Annotated in this window: 20 protein-coding genes; 9 read left to right on the top strand and 11 right to left on the bottom strand. The window is 62.0% G+C overall.

What is annotated here, in order from left to right; genetic code table 11:
• Positions 1-33 precede the first annotated feature (33 nt).
• A complete protein-coding gene (locus FFM53_RS08765) occupies positions 34-450 on the bottom strand; it encodes a DoxX family protein (protein ID WP_138328914.1) in 417 nt (138 codons plus the stop codon).
• Positions 451-765: 315 nt separating this feature from the next.
• Here FFM53_RS08765 and FFM53_RS08760 point away from each other — a divergent pair, with 315 nt between their 5' ends.
• A complete protein-coding gene (locus FFM53_RS08760; protein WP_138390687.1) occupies positions 766-1476 on the top strand; it encodes a glutathione S-transferase family protein in 711 nt (236 codons plus the stop codon).
• A gap of 63 nt (positions 1477-1539) precedes the next feature.
• Here the strand turns inward: FFM53_RS08760 and FFM53_RS08755 are convergent, their stop codons facing one another.
• Positions 1540-1986, bottom strand: a complete 447-nt coding sequence (locus tag FFM53_RS08755) for a hypothetical protein (RefSeq protein ID WP_138390686.1) — start codon at positions 1984-1986, stop codon at positions 1540-1542.
• A 351-nt stretch (positions 1987-2337) separates the two neighbouring features.
• Here FFM53_RS08755 and FFM53_RS08750 point away from each other — a divergent pair, with 351 nt between their 5' ends.
• The gene (locus FFM53_RS08750; RefSeq protein WP_173883565.1) at positions 2338-2475 is read left to right on the top strand and encodes a hypothetical protein; all 138 of its coding nucleotides are present in this window, start codon (positions 2338-2340) and stop codon (positions 2473-2475) included.
• A gap of 142 nt (positions 2476-2617) precedes the next feature.
• Here the strand turns inward: FFM53_RS08750 and groL are convergent, their stop codons facing one another.
• Positions 2618-4261: a chaperonin GroEL gene (gene groL / locus FFM53_RS08745; protein ID WP_012756206.1), complete on the bottom strand. Its 1644-nt coding sequence runs from the start codon at positions 4259-4261 to the stop codon at positions 2618-2620.
• A 72-nt stretch (positions 4262-4333) separates the two neighbouring features.
• Complete coding sequence (gene groES, locus FFM53_RS08740; RefSeq protein WP_003545797.1) at positions 4334-4630, bottom strand: co-chaperone GroES; 297 nt, start codon at positions 4628-4630, stop codon at positions 4334-4336.
• Between the two features lie 394 nt (positions 4631-5024).
• Here groES and FFM53_RS08735 point away from each other — a divergent pair, with 394 nt between their 5' ends.
• Both FFM53_RS08735 and FFM53_RS08730 read left to right on the top strand, forming a co-directional pair.
• Positions 5025-5873: a TIGR01459 family HAD-type hydrolase gene (locus tag FFM53_RS08735; RefSeq protein WP_138328910.1), complete on the top strand. Its 849-nt coding sequence runs from the start codon at positions 5025-5027 to the stop codon at positions 5871-5873.
• Positions 5874-5903: 30 nt separating this feature from the next.
• Positions 5904-6887, top strand: coding sequence for a bifunctional riboflavin kinase/FAD synthetase (locus FFM53_RS08730; RefSeq protein WP_138329006.1), 984 nt, complete (start codon positions 5904-5906; stop codon positions 6885-6887).
• Positions 6888-6898: 11 nt separating this feature from the next.
• Here FFM53_RS08730 and FFM53_RS08725 read toward each other — a convergent pair whose 3' ends face one another.
• On the bottom strand, positions 6899-7357 hold the full coding sequence (locus FFM53_RS08725; protein WP_138328909.1) for a type II toxin-antitoxin system VapC family toxin: 459 nt from the start codon (positions 7355-7357) through the stop codon (positions 6899-6901).
• Positions 7354-7617 (bottom strand): type II toxin-antitoxin system Phd/YefM family antitoxin, encoded by a 264-nt coding sequence (locus FFM53_RS08720; RefSeq protein ID WP_017959151.1) that lies wholly within the window; start codon positions 7615-7617, stop codon positions 7354-7356. The genes FFM53_RS08725 and FFM53_RS08720 overlap by 4 nt, the downstream gene beginning before the upstream one ends.
• Positions 7618-7970: 353 nt before the next feature.
• On the opposite strand from FFM53_RS08720, the gene ileS reads away from it, so the two are divergent.
• On the top strand, positions 7971-10862 hold the full coding sequence (gene ileS / locus FFM53_RS08715; RefSeq protein WP_138329005.1) for an isoleucine--tRNA ligase: 2892 nt from the start codon (positions 7971-7973) through the stop codon (positions 10860-10862).
• 133 nt (positions 10863-10995) lie between these two features.
• The gene (locus tag FFM53_RS08710) at positions 10996-11625 is read left to right on the top strand and encodes a hypothetical protein (protein WP_138328908.1); all 630 of its coding nucleotides are present in this window, start codon (positions 10996-10998) and stop codon (positions 11623-11625) included.
• 50 nt (positions 11626-11675) lie between these two features.
• Here FFM53_RS08710 and FFM53_RS08705 read toward each other — a convergent pair whose 3' ends face one another.
• Complete coding sequence (locus FFM53_RS08705) at positions 11676-12113, bottom strand: nucleoside deaminase (RefSeq protein ID WP_138329004.1); 438 nt, start codon at positions 12111-12113, stop codon at positions 11676-11678.
• A gap of 90 nt (positions 12114-12203) precedes the next feature.
• Between FFM53_RS08705 and FFM53_RS08700 the strand changes: the two genes are divergently transcribed.
• Genes FFM53_RS08700 through FFM53_RS08690 form a run of 3 tightly spaced genes read left to right on the top strand, consistent with a single transcriptional unit; the run spans position 12204 to position 15729 of the window.
• A complete protein-coding gene (locus FFM53_RS08700) occupies positions 12204-14294 on the top strand; it encodes a pseudouridine synthase (protein WP_138390685.1) in 2091 nt (696 codons plus the stop codon).
• Positions 14275-14835, top strand: coding sequence for a 16S rRNA (guanine(966)-N(2))-methyltransferase RsmD (rsmD, locus tag FFM53_RS08695; protein ID WP_138390684.1), 561 nt, complete (start codon positions 14275-14277; stop codon positions 14833-14835). The genes FFM53_RS08700 and rsmD overlap by 20 nt, the downstream gene beginning before the upstream one ends.
• Before the next feature lie 12 nt (positions 14836-14847).
• On the top strand, positions 14848-15729 hold the full coding sequence (locus tag FFM53_RS08690; protein ID WP_138390683.1) for a patatin-like phospholipase family protein: 882 nt from the start codon (positions 14848-14850) through the stop codon (positions 15727-15729).
• 151 nt (positions 15730-15880) lie between these two features.
• On the opposite strand, the gene FFM53_RS08685 is transcribed toward FFM53_RS08690, so the two are convergent.
• From FFM53_RS08685 to FFM53_RS08670, 4 genes are all read right to left on the bottom strand, one after another.
• On the bottom strand, positions 15881-16333 hold the full coding sequence (locus FFM53_RS08685) for a copper uptake system-associated protein (RefSeq protein WP_138390682.1): 453 nt from the start codon (positions 16331-16333) through the stop codon (positions 15881-15883).
• A 13-nt stretch (positions 16334-16346) separates the two neighbouring features.
• Positions 16347-17720 (bottom strand): PepSY-associated TM helix domain-containing protein, encoded by a 1374-nt coding sequence (locus FFM53_RS08680; protein ID WP_138390681.1) that lies wholly within the window; start codon positions 17718-17720, stop codon positions 16347-16349.
• Between the two features lie 89 nt (positions 17721-17809).
• A complete protein-coding gene (locus tag FFM53_RS08675; protein WP_138390680.1) occupies positions 17810-18217 on the bottom strand; it encodes a hypothetical protein in 408 nt (135 codons plus the stop codon).
• Between the two features lie 91 nt (positions 18218-18308).
• Positions 18309-20123, bottom strand: a complete 1815-nt coding sequence (locus FFM53_RS08670; RefSeq protein ID WP_138390679.1) for a monovalent cation:proton antiporter-2 (CPA2) family protein — start codon at positions 20121-20123, stop codon at positions 18309-18311.
• Positions 20124-20158: the final 35 nt, after the last annotated feature.

The raw sequence follows: 20158 nt of genomic DNA, 5'->3' as shown, positions 1-20158 counted from the left end.
GTTTTCGCATTTATGGGAGGATGTCTGCTGGTATCAGGCGGCTGCGTAGGCGCCGCGGCGTGCGTCGATCGAATAGGCACCGGCACCGACGGTGGCGAGCAGTATGTACGCGCCGGCCAGCGTGATATTCTTCATGACCATGATCTGGTTGAGAATGTTCACGAGTTCCGTGCCACTCGCGTAGGGCAGGTGGAAGGCAATGCCCGTGAAGACACAGAAGGCGGCGAGCAGCCAGCCGGCAATGCGGACCTGGAAGCCTGTGAGAACCGCAAGGCCGGCCAGCAGTTCGAAAAGGCCTGCGACATAGGCCAGCAGGGTTGCTGCCGGCAGGCCGGCACCGGCGATCATGCCCGCAGTACCGGCAGGATCGGTGAGCTTCATGAAGCCGGAAAGGATGAACATGAAGGAAAGAAGAATACGGGCAATCAGGATGATGACGTTGTTCGACATGGACGTTGTCTCCGTTTCAAGGACTTTGGAGATCTTGGTGCCCCAGCACCGGTTCGACCTCGGATGCTTCTATGTCGCTCTTTTCTTGCGTTGTGGAAAGATAAACGAAAGGGGACACTTCGTTCACTAATATGGAACGATCTCCAAAGCGCGCCGCGTTCGACCGGATTCATGCGACGCGCTTAGATCTTTTGTGGTCATGCATGTCGTTGGCCCAAAACCGCCGCACACTTTTGGGCGACATGCATTAGCTGCCCCCCGCTTGCCTTTGCCAAGCCCGGTCTTTTATGGTCGGCGCCCAACATGGAGAATCCGATGGCAGATCTTTCCGCATTTCCGATCACGACGCGCTGGCCGGCGAAAAATCCCGATATGATCCAGCTCTATTCCCTGCAGACGCCGAATGGGGTGAAGGTCTCGGTCGCCCTCGAAGAGCTCGGGCTCGCCTATGAGCCGCATTATATTTCCTTCGCCGCCAACGAGCAGAAGTCGCCGGAGTTCGAATCTCTCAACCCGAACGGCCGCATTCCGGCGATCATCGATCCGAACGGTCCGGACGGGAAGCCGATCGGCCTTTTCGAATCAGGCGCCATCCTGCTTTATCTCGCCGAAAAAACCGGCAAACTCATCCCTGCTGATGCCGCCGGCCGCTACGAAACCATCCAGTGGGTGTTTTTCCAGATGGCGGGCATCGGCCCGATGTTCGGCCAGTTCGGACATTTCCACAAATTCGCTGCCGACAAGGTCGCCAACAATTCCTACCCGGTGGAGCGTTATCGCGACGAGTCCAAGCGCCTGCTCGGCGTGCTCGAAGACCGGCTGAAGGGTCGCCAGTGGATCATGGGCGATCTCTATACGATCGCCGACATCACCACCTTCACCTGGGTTCGCGGTGCCGATATTTTCTATGGCGGCCGCGAGGTGCTCGAATACGCGAAATTCCCCGCTGTCTCGGATTGGCTGGAGCGCTGCATCGCCCGTCCGGCAAGTGCCAGGGGCCTCAACATACCGGTCAAGCCGGAGTAGCGAACGGATCGCCGGAAAGCACGAAGGCCGCCCTCGAGGCGGCCTTTTATCTTGATTTCCGGCCTATCGCCGGCTTGTGATCTGCTTTGCGCCTTCCAGCTTGAAGCGCGGAAAGACGAAGACGCCGACCATGCTGCCGCTGAATTTTTCTTCCAGACCGTTGGACTCGCCCATGCAGAACAGCGGCTGGCGAAAGCCGTTCGGCATGATGATCGTCGTCGAAAAACAGAAGGAGGAGCAGAGCGTCGCCGCCTGCTCGAACAGCTCCAATATGTGGCTGCGGTCCTTGGTATCATAGCAGCGGATCAGGCTCAGCAATCCGCATTCCTGTGCGGCGAGGCCGTGCAGCATCGCGCTCCACTCGCCGAGACGGAGCATGCCGCTCGAAAAATCTCCAGTCCAGGCTTCGGAAACGGAAAACTGCGCCAACATCTCGTGATTTTGATTGGCGTCATCAAACGAGCCGGGTGTCAAAGGTACGGCTGCATTGGCTCTGGCGATCTTAAACAAGGCGTTCCCCCGTTCGGATGCGGCTCCCACCGCACGCTCGGCAAACACAAAGAAACAGGATCACGTAGCAGCGGGCATGATGCCCGCGCTTCATCCGGCGATTATTGCCACGGCCACCTGGCCTCCGTAACCGGAGCCCCTCGAGCCGAACGTTCACGTATCGCCTTCCGCGCTCCGGCCTCGTCTATTGGCGAAAAAGTATCGCCGGGCGCGCTTTAATTGCAGCGCGGATTTATAAGAGCTTTTGGACAAACGGCAACGGCTTTTTAAGGGGTATTCGGATCGGCCTCATTTCTTAGGATGCCTGCATCTTCGGCCTATTTCGCCAGAATTGGCACAGGAGGATCATCTTTGAGAGCGTTGCAAACGTTTTCACTCTGCGTCAGGCCGGAAATCGTGCCGCAACTCAATGATCTCTCGCATGTCGGTGGGCTGAGAAAGACGCAGGCAGCGCAAGCCTGGCGCAAGCTTCGTGCCCAGGGCCTGTAAGAGGGAGCCGGGCGGGCTTTCGTCGGCTATGCAAATCACTGTGCCGCACGTCGAATCGCTTTGGTCAAAAGAAAAGGGCGACCCGAGGGCCGCCCTTCCTGTTCCGGATGCCGGAATGGTAGTCAGTGATGGCTTTCGCCTATCACATCATGTCCATTCCGCCCATTCCGCCCATTCCGCCCGGCATGCCACCGCCTGCCGATTCTTTCTTCGGCAGTTCGGCAATCATGGCTTCGGTGGTGATCAGCAGCGATGCGACAGAAGCAGCGTTCTGCAGCGCCGTGCGAACGACCTTGAGCGGGTCGACGATACCCATGGCGATCATGTCGCCATATTCGGACGTCTGGGCGTTGTAGCCGTAGTTGTCTTCGTTCTTGTCGAGGACCTTGCCGACAACGATCGAGGCTTCGTCGCCTGCGTTTTCAGCGATCTGACGAACGAGCGACTGCAGGGCGCGGCGAACGATGTTGATGCCGGCTTCCTGGTCGTCGTTTGCACCCTTGACGGTGATCTTCGTGGAGGAGCGGAGCAGAGCGATACCGCCGCCGGGGACGATGCCTTCCTGAACAGCAGCGCGGGTCGCGTTGAGCGCGTCGTCGATGCGGTCCTTCTTTTCCTTCACTTCGACTTCCGTCGAGCCGCCGACGCGGATGACGGCAACGCCGCCAGCGAGCTTGGCAAGACGTTCCTGCAGCTTCTCGCGGTCGTAGTCCGAAGTGGTTTCTTCGATCTGCGCCTTGATCTGGGCAACACGGCCTTCGATGTCGGTCTTGGCGCCCGAACCGTCGACGATCGTCGTGTTTTCCTTGGAGATCGAAACCTTCTTGGCACGGCCGAGCATGTCGAGCGTGACGGATTCGAGCTTGATGCCGAGGTCTTCGGAGATGACAGTGCCGCCGGTCAGGATGGCGATGTCTTCGAGCATGGCCTTGCGGCGATCGCCGAAGCCAGGAGCCTTGACGGCAGCAATCTTCAGGCCGCCGCGCAGCTTGTTGACGACGAGCGTAGCAAGAGCTTCGCCTTCGACGTCTTCAGCGACGATGAGGAGCGGCTTGCCGGTCTGGACGACAGCTTCGAGAACCGGGAGCATCGACTGCAGGTTCGAGAGCTTCTTCTCGTGAAGGAGAATGAAGACGTCTTCGAGGTCGGCGATCATCTTTTCCGGGTTGGTCACGAAGTAGGGGCTGAGGTAGCCGCGGTCGAACTGCATGCCTTCGACGACTTCGAGTTCGGTTTCGGCGGTCTTGGCTTCTTCAACCGTGATGACGCCTTCGTTGCCGACTTTCTGCATGGCTTCAGCAATGTCGAGACCGACCTGCTTGTCGCCATTGGCCGAAATCGTGCCGACCTGTGCAACTTCTTCCGAAGTCGAGATCTTCTTGGCCTTGGCCTGGAGATCCTTCACGACGTCGGCGACAGCAAGATCGATGCCGCGCTTCAGGTCCATCGGGTTCATACCGGCTGCAACGGCCTTGTTGCCTTCGCGAACGATCGCCTGGGCAAGAACGGTAGCCGTCGTGGTGCCGTCGCCGGCGATGTCGTTGGTCTTCGAAGCAACTTCGCGGACCATCTGGGCGCCCATGTTTTCGAACTTGTCTTCGAGTTCGATTTCCTTGGCGACGGAAACGCCGTCCTTGGTGATGCGCGGAGCGCCGAAGGACTTGTCGATGATGACGTTACGGCCCTTCGGGCCGAGCGTGACCTTCACTGCATCGGCGAGAATGTCGACGCCGCGCAGCATCTTTTCGCGCGCGGTGCGGCCAAACTTGATTTCTTTAGATGCCATATTCTTAACTCCTGAATTCGAGTTGTTCGGGCAAAAGGCCCGTCAGCCATTTCGGGAAAGCAGGTCGGCCGATCAGCCGATGATGCCCATGATGTCGGCTTCCTTCATGATCAGAAGGTCTTCGCCGTCAATCTTGACTTCGGTGCCGGACCACTTGCCGAACAGGATGCGGTCGCCAGCCTTGACGTCGAGTGCGACGACCTTGCCGGACTCATCGCGCGCGCCGGAGCCGACGGCGACGATTTCGCCTTCCTGCGGCTTTTCCTTGGCGGTATCGGGAATGATGATGCCGCCCTTGGTCTTGGCTTCGGACTCAACGCGGCGAACAACGACGCGGTCGTGAAGGGGGCGGAAGTTGGTGCTTGCCATTGTCTAATCCCTCGATCGAATGACATTCGCGGACCGGAGTGGCCCACATGGATAGATGTTAGCACTCCCTTGCGGTGAGTGCTAGCGACGAGCATTTAGGGATGGCTCCGAGAGGAGTCAATGAGAGCAATCACGAATTTTTGTGCCGGAATTGTGAAGAGACCCGAGAATAGTGCGAGATTGCGGCCGAAACCTGGGCGCAGCCGAACTTTGCCGAACTCGTCCGCGCTCGGCGATCTGCCGCTTGGCGATAATCGTCAAAACCCTTTGCCCTTCCGCTCTGCCGGACCGCCGTTCGAGCTCTTCGCATTGGCCCGGCGGAGAAGAAAATGGCTTGCCATCGCCTTGCGCCTTTGCAATGTCACCGGTGACTGAAGCAAATCGGAAAATCGGAATGGCCAAGCGGATAGAAAACTTCTCGGAGATATCAGGTCACTATGATGTGGTGCTCTGCGATGTTTGGGGCGTCGTTCACAATGGCGTCGATCCGTTCCCGAAGGCGGCCGCAGCCCTTGAAGCAGCACGCGACAGTGGCCTCGCCGTTGTCCTCATCACCAATTCGCCGCGCCTTTCCTGGCAAGTGGTCGAGCAGTTGCGCCAGATCGGCGTTCCCGACAGCGCCTATGACAGGATCGTCACCTCTGGCGACGTCACGCGCGGTTTGATCGCAGAAGGGCCGAAGACCGTCTTTCTGCTCGGTCCCGAGCGCGACAAGGCGCTTCTCGAAGGCATTGGCGTCGAGCGCCGGCCGGCCGGCGAAGCGCTATCGCTCGTCTGCACCGGCTTTTTCGACGACGAGACCGAGAAGCCGGAGGATTACACCGACATGCTTCTCGATTTCAAAGCCCGCGACGTGCCGATGATCTGCGCCAATCCCGACCTCATCGTCGAGCGTGGCCATCGCATCATCCCCTGCGCCGGCGCCATGGCCGCCTATTACGAGCAGCTCGGCGGCAGCACCCGCATCGCCGGCAAGCCGCACCGGCCGATCTACGAGGCGACGCTAGCGGCTGCCCGCGAGCTTAGCGGCGATTTCCCGGTCGAGCGTGTGCTGGCGATCGGCGATGGCATGCCGACCGATGTGCGCGGCGCCTTGAATTACGGCCTCGACCTCCTCTACATCAGCGGCGGTATCCACGCTAAGGAATATACTCTCAACGGTGAAACCGACGAGGCGATCCTCAACGCCTATCTCGAACGGGAAAACGCCGCGCCGAAGTGGTGGATGCCCCGCCTTGCATGAGACACGCCTTGCATGAAGAGAAGCCAGCCGATGACCGTCTTCCACCGCAATGAAACCCGGGAACCCCTACCCGCCCATCTGAAGGGCGGCGTCATTGCCATCGGCAATTTCGACGGCGTGCACCGAGGCCATCAATCGGTGCTGAACCGGGCGCTCGAGATCTCCAAGGCGCGCGGTATCCCCGCGTTGGTGCTGACCTTCGAGCCGCATCCGCGCACGGTCTTCCGGCCGCAGACACCGGTCTTCCGCCTGACGCCGGCGCCGCTGAAGGCCCGTATCCTGGAAACGCTGGGCTTCAGCGCCGTCATCGAATATCCTTTCGACTACGAGTTCTCGCAGCGCTCGGCCGATGATTTCATCCACTCGATCCTGAAGGATTGGCTCGGCGCCTCCGAAGTCGTCACCGGCTTCGATTTCCATTTCGGCCGCGGCCGCGAGGGCGGTCCCGCCTTCCTGATGAATGCCGGCCATACCTACGGCTTCGGCGTCACCCTGATCGATGCTTTCCGCGACGAAAACGCCGATGTCGTCTCTTCGAGCCATATCCGCGCGCTCCTGAAGGAGGGCAATGTCAGCGAAGTCGCCGGCATGCTCGGTTACCGCTATACGGTGGAGGCTGAGGTGATCGATGGCGAAAAGCTCGGCCGGCAGCTGGGTTTTCCCACGGCCAACATGCGCCTGCCGCCGGAGGTCGATCTTGCCGCCGGCATCTACGCCGTCCGCTTCCGCCGCCAGGACGGCACGCTCCACGATGCCGTCGCAAGCTACGGCCGCCGCCCGACGGTGACGGAAAACGGCGCACCGCTGCTCGAAACCTATCTTTTCGATTTCAGCGGCGATCTCTATGGCCAGCTCTGCTCCGTCTCCTTCTTCGGCTATCTCCGCCCTGAGCTGAAATTCGACGGCCTCGATCCGCTGGTCGCCCAGATCAAACGCGATGAGGAAGAGGCGAGGGCGCTGCTTGCGGGTGTTAAACCAATCGGCGCTCTTGATCAGAAACTCTGCTTTTCCTGAGGTCGCCTTGGCTATCTCCGGCTCAGCGGAAACTGACCGGGATCGTTCGTCCATGGATCGAAGATCGCCGCGCCGGAGAAGCGCGTATCCCTGACGTTTCGCGTCACCAGATAGAGATTGTGCTCGATTGCGGTTGCTGCGAGCATCGTGTCGACAACCGACGGCGCATGTCCGGTCTTGAGTTTCACCTGCCCTGAAATGACGCCCCAGTGCCTGACGGCTGCGTCGCTCAGCGAAAGAACGCGCTGCGAAAACCTTTCCTCCAGCGCATCGCGGGAGGCCGCATAACGATAGCGGTTTTGATCGTCGTCCGGCAGGTTTTCGATGCCTTTGTCATATTCCGCCAGTGTGAGGATGCTGATGAACATCCGCTCCTCGTCTTGAGCCGCAGCCCAGGATTTGACGGAGGGTGGACCGTTCGGATTGATCAGCGCGGCAATGACGTTGGTATCGAGCAGCCAGCCGATCACAGCTCTGCATCCCGCCCGTAATCTGCTTCTCGCTCGAGGTCGAGCTCTTTGAGGTCGAGGCTCTCCATGAAGGCGACGAAAGGCTTTTTCGGTTCGGCTTTGGTCAGTTGGTCGAGCTCTTCGGCGCTGATGACGACGACGCTGTCCCGGCCGCGAACAGTCACGCGCTGCGGTCCTTCGCTGTGTGCACGACGGACCACCTCGCTGAAGCGCGCTTTCGCGTCTTCGAGCTTCCAGCTTTGCTTGGTGATTTTTTTCATGGATCTGGCTCTCGATCCAAATCTGGTCAGATAGTCAGATATATACCACAAGCCGCATAGACTTTCCAGCCATAGGCTTTCCGGAACGATGCGGGCACCGGCGATTCCAGCCGTTGAAGCCGATTGCGGGCAGCGAATTCTTCTCTTCCTTTTGCCGGCAAAAACGCCTATGAACCGGCGCGATGAAGAAATATCGGCTGGCAATGATGATGCGAATTATCGGCCCGGCCTTCCGCGCGCGCTAAGCGGCCGGAAGGTCCGGGTTTTTGGCGCTTGGATACGAGCGCTTCCGTCACCAGCTATTTCACGCCCGTTGCGCCCTTTCCTGGGCCGCCAAAAAACGATTGTCAGACATGACCGACACAGCCGAAAAGATCGACTATTCGAAGACCCTCTATTTGCCCGAGACCGATTTCCCCATGCGCGCCGGCCTGCCGCAGAAGGAGCCGGAACTCGTCAAGCGTTGGCAGGAGATGGGTCTCTACAAGAAACTGCGCGCGTCTGCCGCCGGCCGCGAGAAATTCGTCCTTCACGACGGCCCGCCCTATGCCAACGGCAACATCCATATCGGCCACGCGCTGAACAAGATCCTCAAGGACGTCATCAACCGTTCGTTCCAGATGCGCGGCTACGACGCCAATTACGTGCCCGGCTGGGATTGCCACGGCCTGCCGATCGAATGGAAGATCGAGGAAAAGTATCGCGAGAAGGGCAAGAACAAGGACGAGGTCCCGGTCAACGAATTCCGCCGGGAATGCCGTGAATTCGCCGCCGGCTGGATCAAGGTCCAGGCGGAAGAGTTCAAGCGTCTCGGCATCGAGGGCGACTTCGACAATCCCTATACGACGATGAACTTCCACGCGGAATCGCGCATCGCCGGCGAACTCTTGAAGATCGCCGCAAGCGGTCAGCTTTATCGCGGCTCCAAGCCGATCATGTGGTCGGTCGTCGAGCGCACCGCGCTGGCCGAGGCAGAAGTCGAATACCAAGACTATGAGAGCGATACGATCTGGGTGAAATTCCCCGTCGTCGAAGGTCCGGCTGCGCTCAAGGATGCGTTCGTGGTCATCTGGACGACCACGCCCTGGACCATCCCCGGCAACCGCGCGGTCTCCTTTTCGCCGCGCATCTCCTACGGCCTCTACGAGGTGACGGCCGCAGAGAACGATTTTGGTCCGCGTCCGGGCGAAAAGCTGATCTTTGCCGATAAGCTGGCCGAGGAATCCTTCGCCAAGGCAAAGCTGCAGTACAAGCGCTTGAGCGATGTCACTGCGGCCGACTTCGCAACGATGACCTGTGCCCATCCCTTCAAAGATCTCGACGGCGGCTACGAATTCCTCGTGCCGTTGCTCGATGGCGATCACGTCACCGATGACGCCGGCACCGGCTTCGTGCACACCGCACCCAGCCACGGTCGCGAAGACTTCGATGCCTGGATGTCGGCTGTCCGCACGCTTGAGGCCCGCGGCATCGACACCAAGATCCCGTTCCCGGTCGACGACGGTGGCTTCTATACCGCCGACGCTCCCGGCTTCGAGGGTGCCCGCGTCATCGACGACAACGGCAAGAAGGGCGATGCCAACGACCGTGTCATCAGGGAGCTGATCGCCCGCGGCGCGCTCTTTGCCCGCGGCCGGCTGAAGCACCAGTATCCGCATTCCTGGCGCTCGAAGAAGCCGGTCATCTTCCGCAACACGCCGCAATGGTTCGTCTATATGGACAAGACCCTTGCCGACGGCACGACGCTGCGTTCGCGCGCGCTCAGTGCGATCGACGATACGCGCTTCGTGCCCGCCGCCGGCCAAAACCGCCTGCGCGCCATGATCGAAGGCCGCCCGGACTGGGTTCTTTCCCGTCAAAGGGCATGGGGCGTGCCGATCGCCGTCTTTGCTGACGATGAGGGCGAGGTTCTGGTCGATGAAGCCGTCAACGCCCGCATCCTCGAAGCCTTCGAAGATGAGGGCGCCGACGCCTGGTTTGCCGAAGGCGCCAAGGAGCGTTTCCTCGGCAACGACCACGACCATTCCCGCTGGACCCAAGTCATGGATATCCTCGACGTCTGGTTCGACTCTGGCTCGACGCACACCTTCACGCTCGAAGACCGCCCGGACCTGAAGTGGCCGGCCGACCTTTATCTCGAAGGTTCCGACCAGCATCGCGGCTGGTTCCATTCGTCGCTGCTGGAATCGGCGGCCACCCGCGGCCGTGCGCCTTACAACGCCGTCCTCACCCATGGTTTCACCATGGACGAGAAGGGCGAGAAGATGTCGAAGTCGAAGGGCAACGTCACAGCACCGCAGGAAGTGATGAAGGATGCCGGCGCCGATATCCTGCGCCTTTGGGTGATGACCTCGGATTATGCCGACGACCTGCGCGTCGGCAAGACGATCATCCAGACCAATGTCGACGCCTATCGCAAGCTGCGCAACACCATCCGCTGGATGCTCGGCACGCTCGCCCACGACAAGGGCGAGGAGATCGCGCTTGCCGATCTGCCGGAGCTGGAGCAGCTGATGCTGCACCGGCTTGCCGAGCTCGACGAGCTGGTGCGCGAGAACTACGATGCCTTCGACTTTAAGAAGATCGCCCGGGCGCTGATCGATTTCGCCAATGTCGAGCTTTCGGCCTTCTATTTCGATGTCCGCAAGGATGCGCTCTATTGCGATGCGCCGTCGAGCCTGCGCCGGCGCGCCAGCCTGCACGTCATCCGTCAGATCTTCGATTGCATGGTGACCTGGCTCGCCCCGATGCTGCCCTTCACCACCGAGGAGGCCTGGCTGTCGCGCAACCCGTCCGCCGTTTCTGTGCATCTTGAGCAGTTTGCTCCGGTTGCAAAGGAATGGCGCAACGATGCCTTGGCCGAGAAGTGGAAGAAGATCCGCGCCGTGCGTTCGGTTGTGACCGGCGCTCTGGAAATCGAGCGCAAGGACAAGCGCATCGGCTCCTCGCTGGAGGCGGCTCCTGTCGTCCACATCGCCGATCCTGAATTGCTGCAGGCGATCGAAGGCCAGGACTTCACCGAGGTCTGCATCACCTCGGCAATCGAGATCAAGGCCGGCGAAGGACCAGTGGATGCCTTCCGCCTTGCCGACGTGCCTCAGGTCAGCGTCGTGCCGAAGCTTGCAGAGGGTGAGAAATGCGCTCGCTCCTGGCGTATCACCAGGGATGTCGGTTCCGATCCCGAATATCCTGATGTTTCGGCCCGCGACGCTGCTGCCCTTCGCGAGCTTGCCACGCTCAAGTGAAGAATATTGCCGGATGAATTGCGTTTTCGCGGTTCATCCGGTAAAAGCTGCCTGAAAATGGCCGGATTTTTGCGTCAGGGGGACGGTTGTCCGGTTGGGCGATGATTGCACCGGCAGGGCTGGAAGGGTTTTCATGTTAGCAACGCATTGGTTCCGTATGGGCGCCTGCCTGTCTGTTGTAGTGGCGGGATGCTCCCTGGTGTCCGGTTGTGCCAGCAGCCCGACCTACGGCACCGACAAGACCGCCATGGAACAGTTGACCGACGATCTCGGCCAGTCCGTGTCTTTGACCGGCCCGGACCCGAAGAACAAGGGCGTCAAGTACACGCCGCGGCCGACGCTGGTTCTGCCGGCACAGGCGCAGAAGGAGACCCTCGTTGCGCCGCAGCAGACGGTCGCCAACAAGGACAATCCGCAATGGCTAGAATCGCCGGAGGAGACCCGCGCCCGTCTCGTTTCGGAAGCCGACGAGAATTCGGACAATCCGAATTACCGCTCGCCGCTCGCCAGCTCTGCGATCGAAGGCGGCCGGCGCACGACGGAAGCCCAGACCAAGGCCTATCGTGAAGCCCGTGCCCTGCAGAAGGGCTCCTATGTCGATCAGCGCCGCTATATATCCGATCCGCCGCCCGGCTACCGCACCGTTGACGATCCGGCAAAGCTCGACGATGTCGGCGAGCCCGAACTCAAGAAGCAGAAGAAGCGCAAGAAGGATGCAGCGGTCGCCAACACCGGCAAGCAGTGGTGGAACTTCCTGCAATAGCTTTTTCGGCGCGCCGGCAAGGATGACGGCGCCGCGCACCGGCGCTGGGATTACGGCGCCTCTCTCCTTTGCGAAAAGAACCTTCGCAGCAGATCGGCCGATTGGACCTCGTTGAAGCCGGAATAGACCTCCGGGGCGTGGTGGCAGGTCGGCTGCCCATAGAATCGCACACCATTGTCGACGCCGCCGCCCTTCGGGTCCTCGGCGCCGTAATAGAGCCTGCGGATACGCGCAAACGAGATGGCTGCCGCGCACATGGTGCAAGGCTCCAGCGTCACGTAGAGATCGGCGCCGACAAGACGTTCCTGTCCGAGCGCTTCGCAGGCGAGCCGGATCGCGGCGATTTCGGCGTGCGCGGTGACGTCTTTGAGCTCGCGCGTGCGGTTTCCCGAGCGTGAAACGGCAATATCGTCGACAACGACGACGGCGCCGATCGGCACCTCGCCGCGTTCTCCGGCGGCACGCGCTTCTTCGAGCGCCATCTCCATGAAACGATTTGTCTTCACGATCGCAAGAATTTCCACTTAACCGCAGATGCGTGACCTGATAGACAGGCCCAAAAGGCAGGCAAACAACAAATGACACCCAAAGACAAGCCAAAACGCCCGGGCGCAAAGCCCATTTCACGGGATATCAGGTCGAAAGCCGGCCCGAAGGCCGACGGCGACAAGCCGGCAAAGCCTGCGGTCGCACGCGCAATCGCCGCCGAAACCGATGGTGACGCCAAGGCCGAACGCATTTCCAAGGTGATGGCGCGCGCCGGCGTCGCCTCCCGCCGTGACATCGAACGCATGATCATGGAAGGCCGTGTGACGCTGAACGGCAGGGTTCTCGAAACCCCCGTCGTCAACGTCACGCTCGCCGATCGCATCGAAGTCGACAGCGTGCCGATCCGCGGCATCGAGCGCACCAGGCTGTGGCTCTATCATAAGCCCACCGGCCTGGTGACCACCAATGCCGATCCGGAAGGCCGCTCGACCGTCTTCGACAACCTGCCGGAAGAATTGCCGCGCGTCATGTCGATCGGCCGCCTCGATATCAACACCGAAGGCCTGCTGCTCTTGACCAATGACGGCGGTCTCGCCCGCGCGCTCGAGCTGCCGGCCACCGGCTGGCTGCGGCGCTACCGCGTCCGCGCCCATGGCGAGATCGATCAGGACGCGCTCGACAAGCTGAAGGACGGCATTGCCGTCGACGGCGTGCTCTACGGCTCGATCGAGGCGACGCTCGACCGCACGCAAGGCTCGAACGTCTGGATCACCATGGGTCTTCGCGAAGGCAAGAACCGCGAAATCAAGAACGTGCTCGGCGCGCTCGGCCTCGACGTCAATCGCCTGATCCGCATTTCCTATGGCCCGTTCCAGCTTGGCGACCTGCCGGAAGGCCATGTCGTCGAAGTGCGCGGCCGCACACTGCGCGACCAGCTCGGCCCGCGCCTCATCGAGGAAGCCAAGGCGAATTTCGACGCGCCGATCTACAATACGACGGCGGTCGCTGCCGAGGAAGAGGCAGAGCCGGCAGCACCGGAAAAGCGCGAGCGTCCGCGTCGCGACGAGGACAAGCGCGAACGGGCGCTGAGCCGTCTCGATACGAAGCGCGACGACCGCCATGGTGGGGCGCGCAAAGAGGACGATCGCCGCGACGGCGGCCGCAGGGACGACGAGAAGCCGAAGCGTCCCCAGCCGCTCGGCCAGCGCCGCAGCGCCAATGTCTGGATGGCGCCGGGCGCCCGGCCGCTCGGCGAAAAGGCAGCGGCGAAAGCTGCCAAGAATGCGCAGACTGCGCGCCGGCGCGGCGAGCAGGCGCCGGCAAAGAATGATCGCATCGAGGATCGCCCGCGCACGCAGGTGAACCGTGTGCGCGAAGAGGATGGCGAATGGATCCGCTCGAGCGAGCAGCCCCGCGGCAAGGATGAGGGCGAAGGTCGTAAGCGTTCCTTCGGGGATCGACCCGCCCGCGAAGACCGCGGTTCTGGCGACCGCCCGGCGCGCGGCGACCGGCCGTTCGGTGATCGTCCCTCGCGTGGGGATCGGCCCTTCGGCGACAAGCCGCGCGGTGATCGCAAGCCGCGTGCGGATGGCGACGAGCGTCCTCGTGCCGCGAGAAGCTCCGCAGGTGATGCCCGTTCTGAGCGTCCGCGCGGCGACCGGCCGTTCGGTGATCGTCCCTCGCGTGGGGATCGGCCCTTCGGCGACAAGCCGCGCGGTGATCGCAAGCCGCGTGCGGATGGCGACGAGCGTCCTCGTGCCGCCAGAACCTCCGCCGGTGAGGGCCGCTCTGAGCGTCCGCGCAGCGACCGCCCCTCCGGTGATCGTCCTTCACGTGGAGACCGGCCCTTCGGCGATAAGCCGCGTGGGGATCGCAGACCGCGCGAGGACGGTGATGAGCGTCCGCGGGCAGCCAGAAGCTTTGCCGGCGAGGGCCGCTCCGAGCGTCCGCGCGGTGAAAGATCGTTCGGTGACAAGCCTTCGGGTGACAGGCCTTCTGGAGACAGGCCGCGCGGCAAGGGCTTTGCGGCCAAGCCCGGTGGGGCCAAGAATTTTTCCGGCAAGCCGAAAGGCGCCAAGCCGGGCGGTGACAGACCAGGCGGCGACAGGCCTGCGGGCGGGCCGTCCAGAGGTGGTGCTAAAGGAAAAGGAATGACACGCGGTGCGGATCGTCGGCGGTGAGTTTCGCGGACGGCCTCTCGCCGTGCCAAAATCCAACGAGATCCGGCCGACTGCCGACCGGACGCGCGAGAGCCTGTTCAATATATTGAGCCATGCCTATCCGGAATGCGTCGATGGCACCCGGATTCTCGACCTCTTTGCCGGCACCGGCGCCGTCGGCCTCGAAGCGGTTTCACGCGGCTGTCGCCATGCGCTCTTCGTCGAAAACAGTGTCGAGGGCAGGGCGCTGCTCTGGGAGAATATCGATGCGCTCGGCCTGCATGGCCGCACGCGGATCCTGCGCCGGGATGCGACCGATCTCGGCAGCGTCGGCAATCTCGACCCCTTCGACGTGATCTTTGCCGACCCACCCTATGGCAAGGGTCTCGGTGAGAAGGCGATGGCGGCGGCGGCCGAGGGCGGCTGGCTGCGGCCAGGCGCAATCGCGGTGCTCGAAGAACGGGCCGATATTGTCGTTTCCGTCCATCCTTCCTATGTCTTCCTCGAAAGCCGCATCTTTGGCGATACGAGGGTGCATTTCTTCCGATATCAGCCGCAATAAGCGGGGGCGGGCGTGCAGCAGGCAGAGATCATCAGCCCGAAATTGCCTGCGATCAGCGATGTGCCGACGGTCGCCGTCGCTTTTGGCGGCGGCGGTGCGCGTGGACTTGCCCATATCCATGTCATCGAGACGCTCGATGAACTCGGCATCCGCCCGGTGGCGGTATCAGGCTCGTCGATCGGCGCGATCATGGCGGCCGGCATGGCGGCCGGCATGTCAGGCGCCGAAATCCGCGAACATGCGCTGACGACCGTCGGCAACAAGACGGCCGTCGTCGCCCGCATCTGGGGCCTGAGGCCGGCGACGGTGCGCGATGCGGTGGCCAAGGGTATCCGCATCGGCCAGTTCAATCTGGAGCGGATCCTCAAGGCCTTCCTGCCGTCCGAGCTGCCGGCCCGCTTCGAGGATCTGCTGGTCCCGATGAAGGTGATCACCACCGATTATTACGGGCAGTGCGAAGTCATCATCGAGCAGGGCGAGCTGTTTCCCGCACTCGCGGCTTCTTCCGCCATCCCCGCCGTCTTCATGCCGGTGCGCCTGCGCGACCGCGTGATGATCGACGGCGGCATCAGCAATCCGGTGCCCTATGAATGCCTGATGGATCTTGCCGACATCGTTGTCGGCATCGATGTCGTCGGTGCGCCGGAAGGCGACGGCACCCATATTCCGAACCGTATGGAGAGCATCTTCGGTTCCGGCCAGCTGATGATGCAGACGGCGATCTCGCTGAAGCTGAGGCTTCGCCCGCCGCACATCTTCCTGCGCCCGACGGTCGGGCGCACCGGCGTCATGGATTTCCTCAAGGCTCGCGAAGTCCTCGCCATGTCCGTCGGCGTCAAGGACGACCTGAAATTCGCCCTTGACCGGGAAATCGAGGCTCGGCTGAAGCGCTAAATCGCGTCGCGATCTTTCAGATTCGCTCTTCGCTCTTCGCTCTTCGCTCTTCGCTCTTCGCTCTTCGCGCTTTAGGCTTTGTTTTTGCGCATGTCGTTATCGCAAAACCGCCGCACACTTTTGCGCGACATGCTCTAGCTGTTTCTTTGCTTCATTGGGCATGGCCCTCATGGCCGGCGTGACCCGCACCGTTTGCAGCCTCGTTCATCATCACCGTGCCCTCGAAGCTTGAGAACAGCGCAAGCGCCGAAGAATCGAGGCCGGCCTCGGCATCTTCCAGTTTCGCAGCCAGCCCGGCGGCCTCATGTGCGGAAAGCCCGATCGTCTCCAGCATTGCGGTATCCTTGAGGCTGTCGCCGCTGCAGAGATAGATGCTCCAGCCGTGATGCGACTTCTTCATCAGGGCTCGTCCGCCGCGTCCATCCTGCCGCCAGCCGACGATCGCCCAATCGGCCTGAACGACGACCGGGGCGATATCGAGCGGCTTGTCTGGCCTTTCGAACATCACCTTTAGCCTTGCCGGGATCGCCTGTTGCGGATCGTCGTCCGCAGATGCCATGGATGCAAGCAGCACGCCGCCAACAATAGCGATGATCTTCTTCATCTGATGGCCTTCCTCAAGCGAGAACACGTTTCAGCAACGGTACGAACCGCACGACGATCTGGTCGAAGGCGATCATGGCGACAATCGCGAGCCCGCTCATCGGGAAGGTGACGGCGAAGATCCCGACGATCACCCACAGGCCGTAATAGATCGAAGGCTTCGGCGGCATGGGTGGCACGCCGAGGCGGCCGATCGGGCGACGTTTCCACCACATGACGACGGCGGTCACGCAGCTCAGCACAATTGCAAGGCATGTTGCGAGCATCAGCAGCTGGTTGAAACACCCCCATTCCTGTCCCTGGTGGACATTGATGCCCCACTCGATCGCTTTGCCGAGGAACGGATATTGATCGAAGCCGATATCGACCAATGGTTTGCCGGAATACTGGTCGATATGGAGCGTGCGTTCGTCGGCAAGATCGTCGGGAAAGAGCGAGGCGGTATAGACGCCCGTCTCGTCGGAGGGAATAGCCACGTCGAAGCCCGGCGCCATGCCCAGCCGTTTGGCGATCTCCACGGCTTTGTCGAGGCCGATTGGCTTGGCTGATTGCGCCGCGGCGATATCGGAAAGCGGAACGGGCGCCTTCTCGACGATCCAGCCGCTGTTCGGAAGGATATCCTCGGTGACCTTTCGCGACTTCGGCACATCGTCCCAGAGCTGGACCGGATAGCCGAGGCCATGTTCGGTCAGCCAGGCATTGGCGTTCGCCCCCCAATAGCCCGACCAGGGCATGCCTGACATCGCGAGGAAGAAGATCAGGACACCGGCGAAGGCACCGGTCACGGCATGCAGGTCGCGCCAGAAAACGCGGCGGCCGGGCGTTCCCCGCACGCTGAGAACGCCGCCCGTCTGACGTCGCGGCCACCAGAGATAGATGCCGGTAACGACGAGCACCATGGCAAAGCCGCCGGCAATTTCGATCAGCCGGTTCGTTATGGTGCCGAAATAGGCGAGGCTGTGGATGCGCTTGACGACATAATTGAACTCGTCGTTCGATCCGACCACATCGAGCACCTTGCCGTCATAGGGGTTGACGAAGACCAGCATCGAGCCGGCATCGCTGGCGAGGGTGACGATGGCTGATCGCTCGGGTAGGACCGGGTCTTTGTAGGATGTCGCGATTGAGCCGGGCACGGCGGAGGCGGCGATCTCTGCGCTCCGCTCCGCCGACAGCGCTTCGCCAGCCGGCTGGACATTGTAGCGGTAGCCGAAGAAGGTGCTGTTGATCTCGTCCTTGAAGAGATAGAGCGATCCGGTAACAGCCAGATTGAGCAGGAAGGGTATGACGAGAAGCCCTGCAAAGAAATGCCAGCGCCAGATGGCACGGTAGAGCGAAACGCCGTTTGCGGCATTCGCCGCCGGTTCGGCAGCAGTAATGGTCGACATGAGAATGGATCCGTATCCACGACCGACGGCACGCATGCAGGTCGGCCGGCGTTGAAAGGCGCATCACGGCGCCTGCCGCAACGCGAAGTTCAGGCAGGGATCGGATCGGAAGGTGGAGCCCGAGGACCGGTATTGGGCGGGAAAAGTTGGCGATGGAAGGCCTCGGTCCGGATTGGCAGTTCAACCTCGGCCGCAAAGGGTATGGCAGCACCGGCGATGTCCGTCGGCGTCGGCAGGAGGATGGAGACGTTGATCCGGCAGGCTTCGCAACCGTGCGAATGCGCCTTGTCGTGCTGGCTCTGACCGGATGTGTCCGTCGTGGTGACGCAAAGCGTCGGCAGCGTCCCGTCCGGAAGCACATATTGGGCCAGCTCAGCCGGATCAAATTCGCCAGCCGCCGCGGCGGGGACCTGATGGGCGAAGCCGACAAACACCAGTGCGACCGCGCATAGGATGCGCAGCGCCCATTGTTCGATCTGTGTCGTCCGTCTGATCAAGATTCCCTCTTGGATCGCTCCGATCGGACGTTTGATAAACGCCGCTCCCCTCATATTCAATGCGTCAATTTCGCAAGCCGCTCAGGGGTGATCAGGCATCCGCCGTCGCATCCGCGGTCCCGGCCAGCGGATCGCCCCCGAAAGGATCGGCGGCGCGTTTCGGTTTGACCAGCGGTTCGGGGCGGACGGGATGGGAAAACAGCATGTCGCGCCCGGCCTGCAGTCCTTCGGACACCTGCAGCACCAGACGCGCCTCGTCGCGCTTGCGGATATCCTCGCCGATTTCATAGGCGTCGACCTCGGAAACGCCAAGCGCCTCCAGTGTTCGCCGTCCGAAGAGTAGGCCCGATTCCAGCGTTTCACGCAGCTCGTAGTCGACGCCCTTGTTGCGCAGTTCGATTGAATGGATGCGGTCGTAGGAACGCACGTAGAGCCGCGTCTGCGGATAGTCGGCCTGCACCAGCTCCACCACCTTGTCGGTGATCTCCTTCTTCTGCGTGCAGACGAGCACGATCTTCGCCCGGTCGATGCCGGCCGAGCGCAGCACGTCCTTGCGGGCGCCGTCGCCGAAATAGATGCGGAAGCCGAAGGAGGAGGCCTGGCGGATGCGGTCGGCCGAAAAATCGATGACGGTGACGCTGCGCCCGCCGGCAAGCAGGATCTGGGCGGCGATCTGGCCGAAACGCGAGAAGCCGACCATCAGCACGTCGGCGCCTGCGCCCTCGAAATCCTCGTCCAGTTCCTCCTGTTCGTCGCCGTTGAGCAGCCGCTTCGAAAGAGCCGACCCGATCGGCGTCAGCGCCATGGACAGCGTGACGATCGCGACCAGCAGCGAGGCGGTGCTCGTCGACATCAGCCCGGCCGCAGCCGCCGTGGTGAACAGCACGAAGCCGAATTCGCCGCCCTGCGGCAGTAGGAAGGCGATGCGGATCGCATCGTCGTGCGGGGAGCCGGAGATCCGGCAGATCCCATAGATGACGATCGCCTTGACGGCCATGACGATCGGCACGGCGACGATGACGAAGAGCGCGTTGTCGGCGAGAACGTCCAGCTCCAGCGACAGGCCGACGGCGATGAAGAAGATAGCGAGCAGCACGCCGCGGAACGGCTCGATATCCGCCTCCAGCTCGTGCCGGTAGGAGGATTCGGCAAGCATCACGCCGGACAGGAAGGCGCCCATCGCCATCGAAAGCCCGGCCAGCTGCATCAGGCTCGCCGATCCCATGACGACGAAGAGGGCAGCCGCGATCATTGCCTCGCGCGCGCCGGTCCGGGCGATGATCTGGAAGAGCGGCGTCAGCAGGTAACGTCCCATGACGATCATCGCCGCAACCGCGCCGACGGCGATGGCGAAATCCAACAGCGGCGCGTTGCTGCCCTTGTCGCCGCCGTCGAGGATGGTGATCAGCGCCAGCAGCGGCACGATCGCCAGGTCCTGGAACAGCAGCATCGAAAAGGAGCGCTGCCCGTATCGCGTATTGACGTCGCCGTCGCCCTCGAGGATCTGCATGGCGAAGGCGGTCGACGACAGCGCCAGGCCAAATCCGGCAACGATGCTGCCGCGCCAGTCGAGAACCTGGGAAAACCAGGCAAGCGCGGTCAGCGCCAGGCCTGTCAGCACCACCTGCGCCGAGCCGAGGCCGAAGATGTCGCGCCGCATCTGCCAGAGGCGGGTGGGTTTCAGCTCCAGTCCGATGATGAACAGCAGGAAGACGACGCCAAGTTCGGCGACGGCGAGGATCTGTTCGCCGTCGGTGATGCCGTGGAAGACCGGGCCGATGACGATGCCGGCGGCGAGATAGCCGAGTACCGTGCCGAGCCCGAGTTTCTTGAAGATCGGAGCGGCGACCACCGCCCCGCCAAGCAGCAGGATCGTTTCGGAAAAAAAGGCATTGGGCGCTGACATGCTGACAATTTCTTTCGACGGCGGGGAGCAAGCAG

This window comes from Rhizobium indicum (assembly GCF_005862305.2).
In the GTDB taxonomy this organism is placed as follows: domain Bacteria; phylum Pseudomonadota; class Alphaproteobacteria; order Rhizobiales; family Rhizobiaceae; genus Rhizobium; species Rhizobium indicum.
The sequence above is the reverse complement of the archived record's forward strand: the minus strand, read 5'-3'. Positions and strand labels throughout refer to the sequence as shown.

Excerpts from the sequence above, each read along its gene's own strand:
- FFM53_RS08765 (WP_138328914.1), bottom strand. The coding sequence starts at position 450 with ATGTCGAACAACGTCATCATCCTGATTGCCCGTATTCTTCTTTCCTTC.
- FFM53_RS08760 (WP_138390687.1), top strand. The coding sequence starts at position 766 with ATGGCAGATCTTTCCGCATTTCCGATCACGACGCGCTGGCCGGCGAAA.
- groL (WP_012756206.1), bottom strand. The coding sequence starts at position 4,261 with ATGGCATCTAAAGAAATCAAGTTTGGCCGCACCGCGCGCGAAAAGATG.
- groES (WP_003545797.1), bottom strand. The coding sequence starts at position 4,630 with ATGGCAAGCACCAACTTCCGCCCCCTTCACGACCGCGTCGTTGTTCGC.
- FFM53_RS08735 (WP_138328910.1), top strand. The coding sequence starts at position 5,025 with ATGGCCAAGCGGATAGAAAACTTCTCGGAGATATCAGGTCACTATGAT.
- FFM53_RS08730 (WP_138329006.1), top strand. The coding sequence starts at position 5,904 with ATGACCGTCTTCCACCGCAATGAAACCCGGGAACCCCTACCCGCCCAT.
- FFM53_RS08720 (WP_017959151.1), bottom strand. The coding sequence starts at position 7,617 with ATGAAAAAAATCACCAAGCAAAGCTGGAAGCTCGAAGACGCGAAAGCG.
- ileS (WP_138329005.1), top strand. The coding sequence starts at position 7,971 with ATGACCGACACAGCCGAAAAGATCGACTATTCGAAGACCCTCTATTTG.
- FFM53_RS08710 (WP_138328908.1), top strand. The coding sequence starts at position 10,996 with ATGTTAGCAACGCATTGGTTCCGTATGGGCGCCTGCCTGTCTGTTGTA.
- FFM53_RS08705 (WP_138329004.1), bottom strand. The coding sequence starts at position 12,113 with ATGGAGATGGCGCTCGAAGAAGCGCGTGCCGCCGGAGAACGCGGCGAG.
- FFM53_RS08700 (WP_138390685.1), top strand. The coding sequence starts at position 12,204 with ATGACACCCAAAGACAAGCCAAAACGCCCGGGCGCAAAGCCCATTTCA.
- FFM53_RS08685 (WP_138390682.1), bottom strand. The coding sequence starts at position 16,333 with ATGAAGAAGATCATCGCTATTGTTGGCGGCGTGCTGCTTGCATCCATG.
- FFM53_RS08680 (WP_138390681.1), bottom strand. The coding sequence starts at position 17,720 with ATGTCGACCATTACTGCTGCCGAACCGGCGGCGAATGCCGCAAACGGC.
- FFM53_RS08670 (WP_138390679.1), bottom strand. The coding sequence starts at position 20,123 with ATGTCAGCGCCCAATGCCTTTTTTTCCGAAACGATCCTGCTGCTTGGC.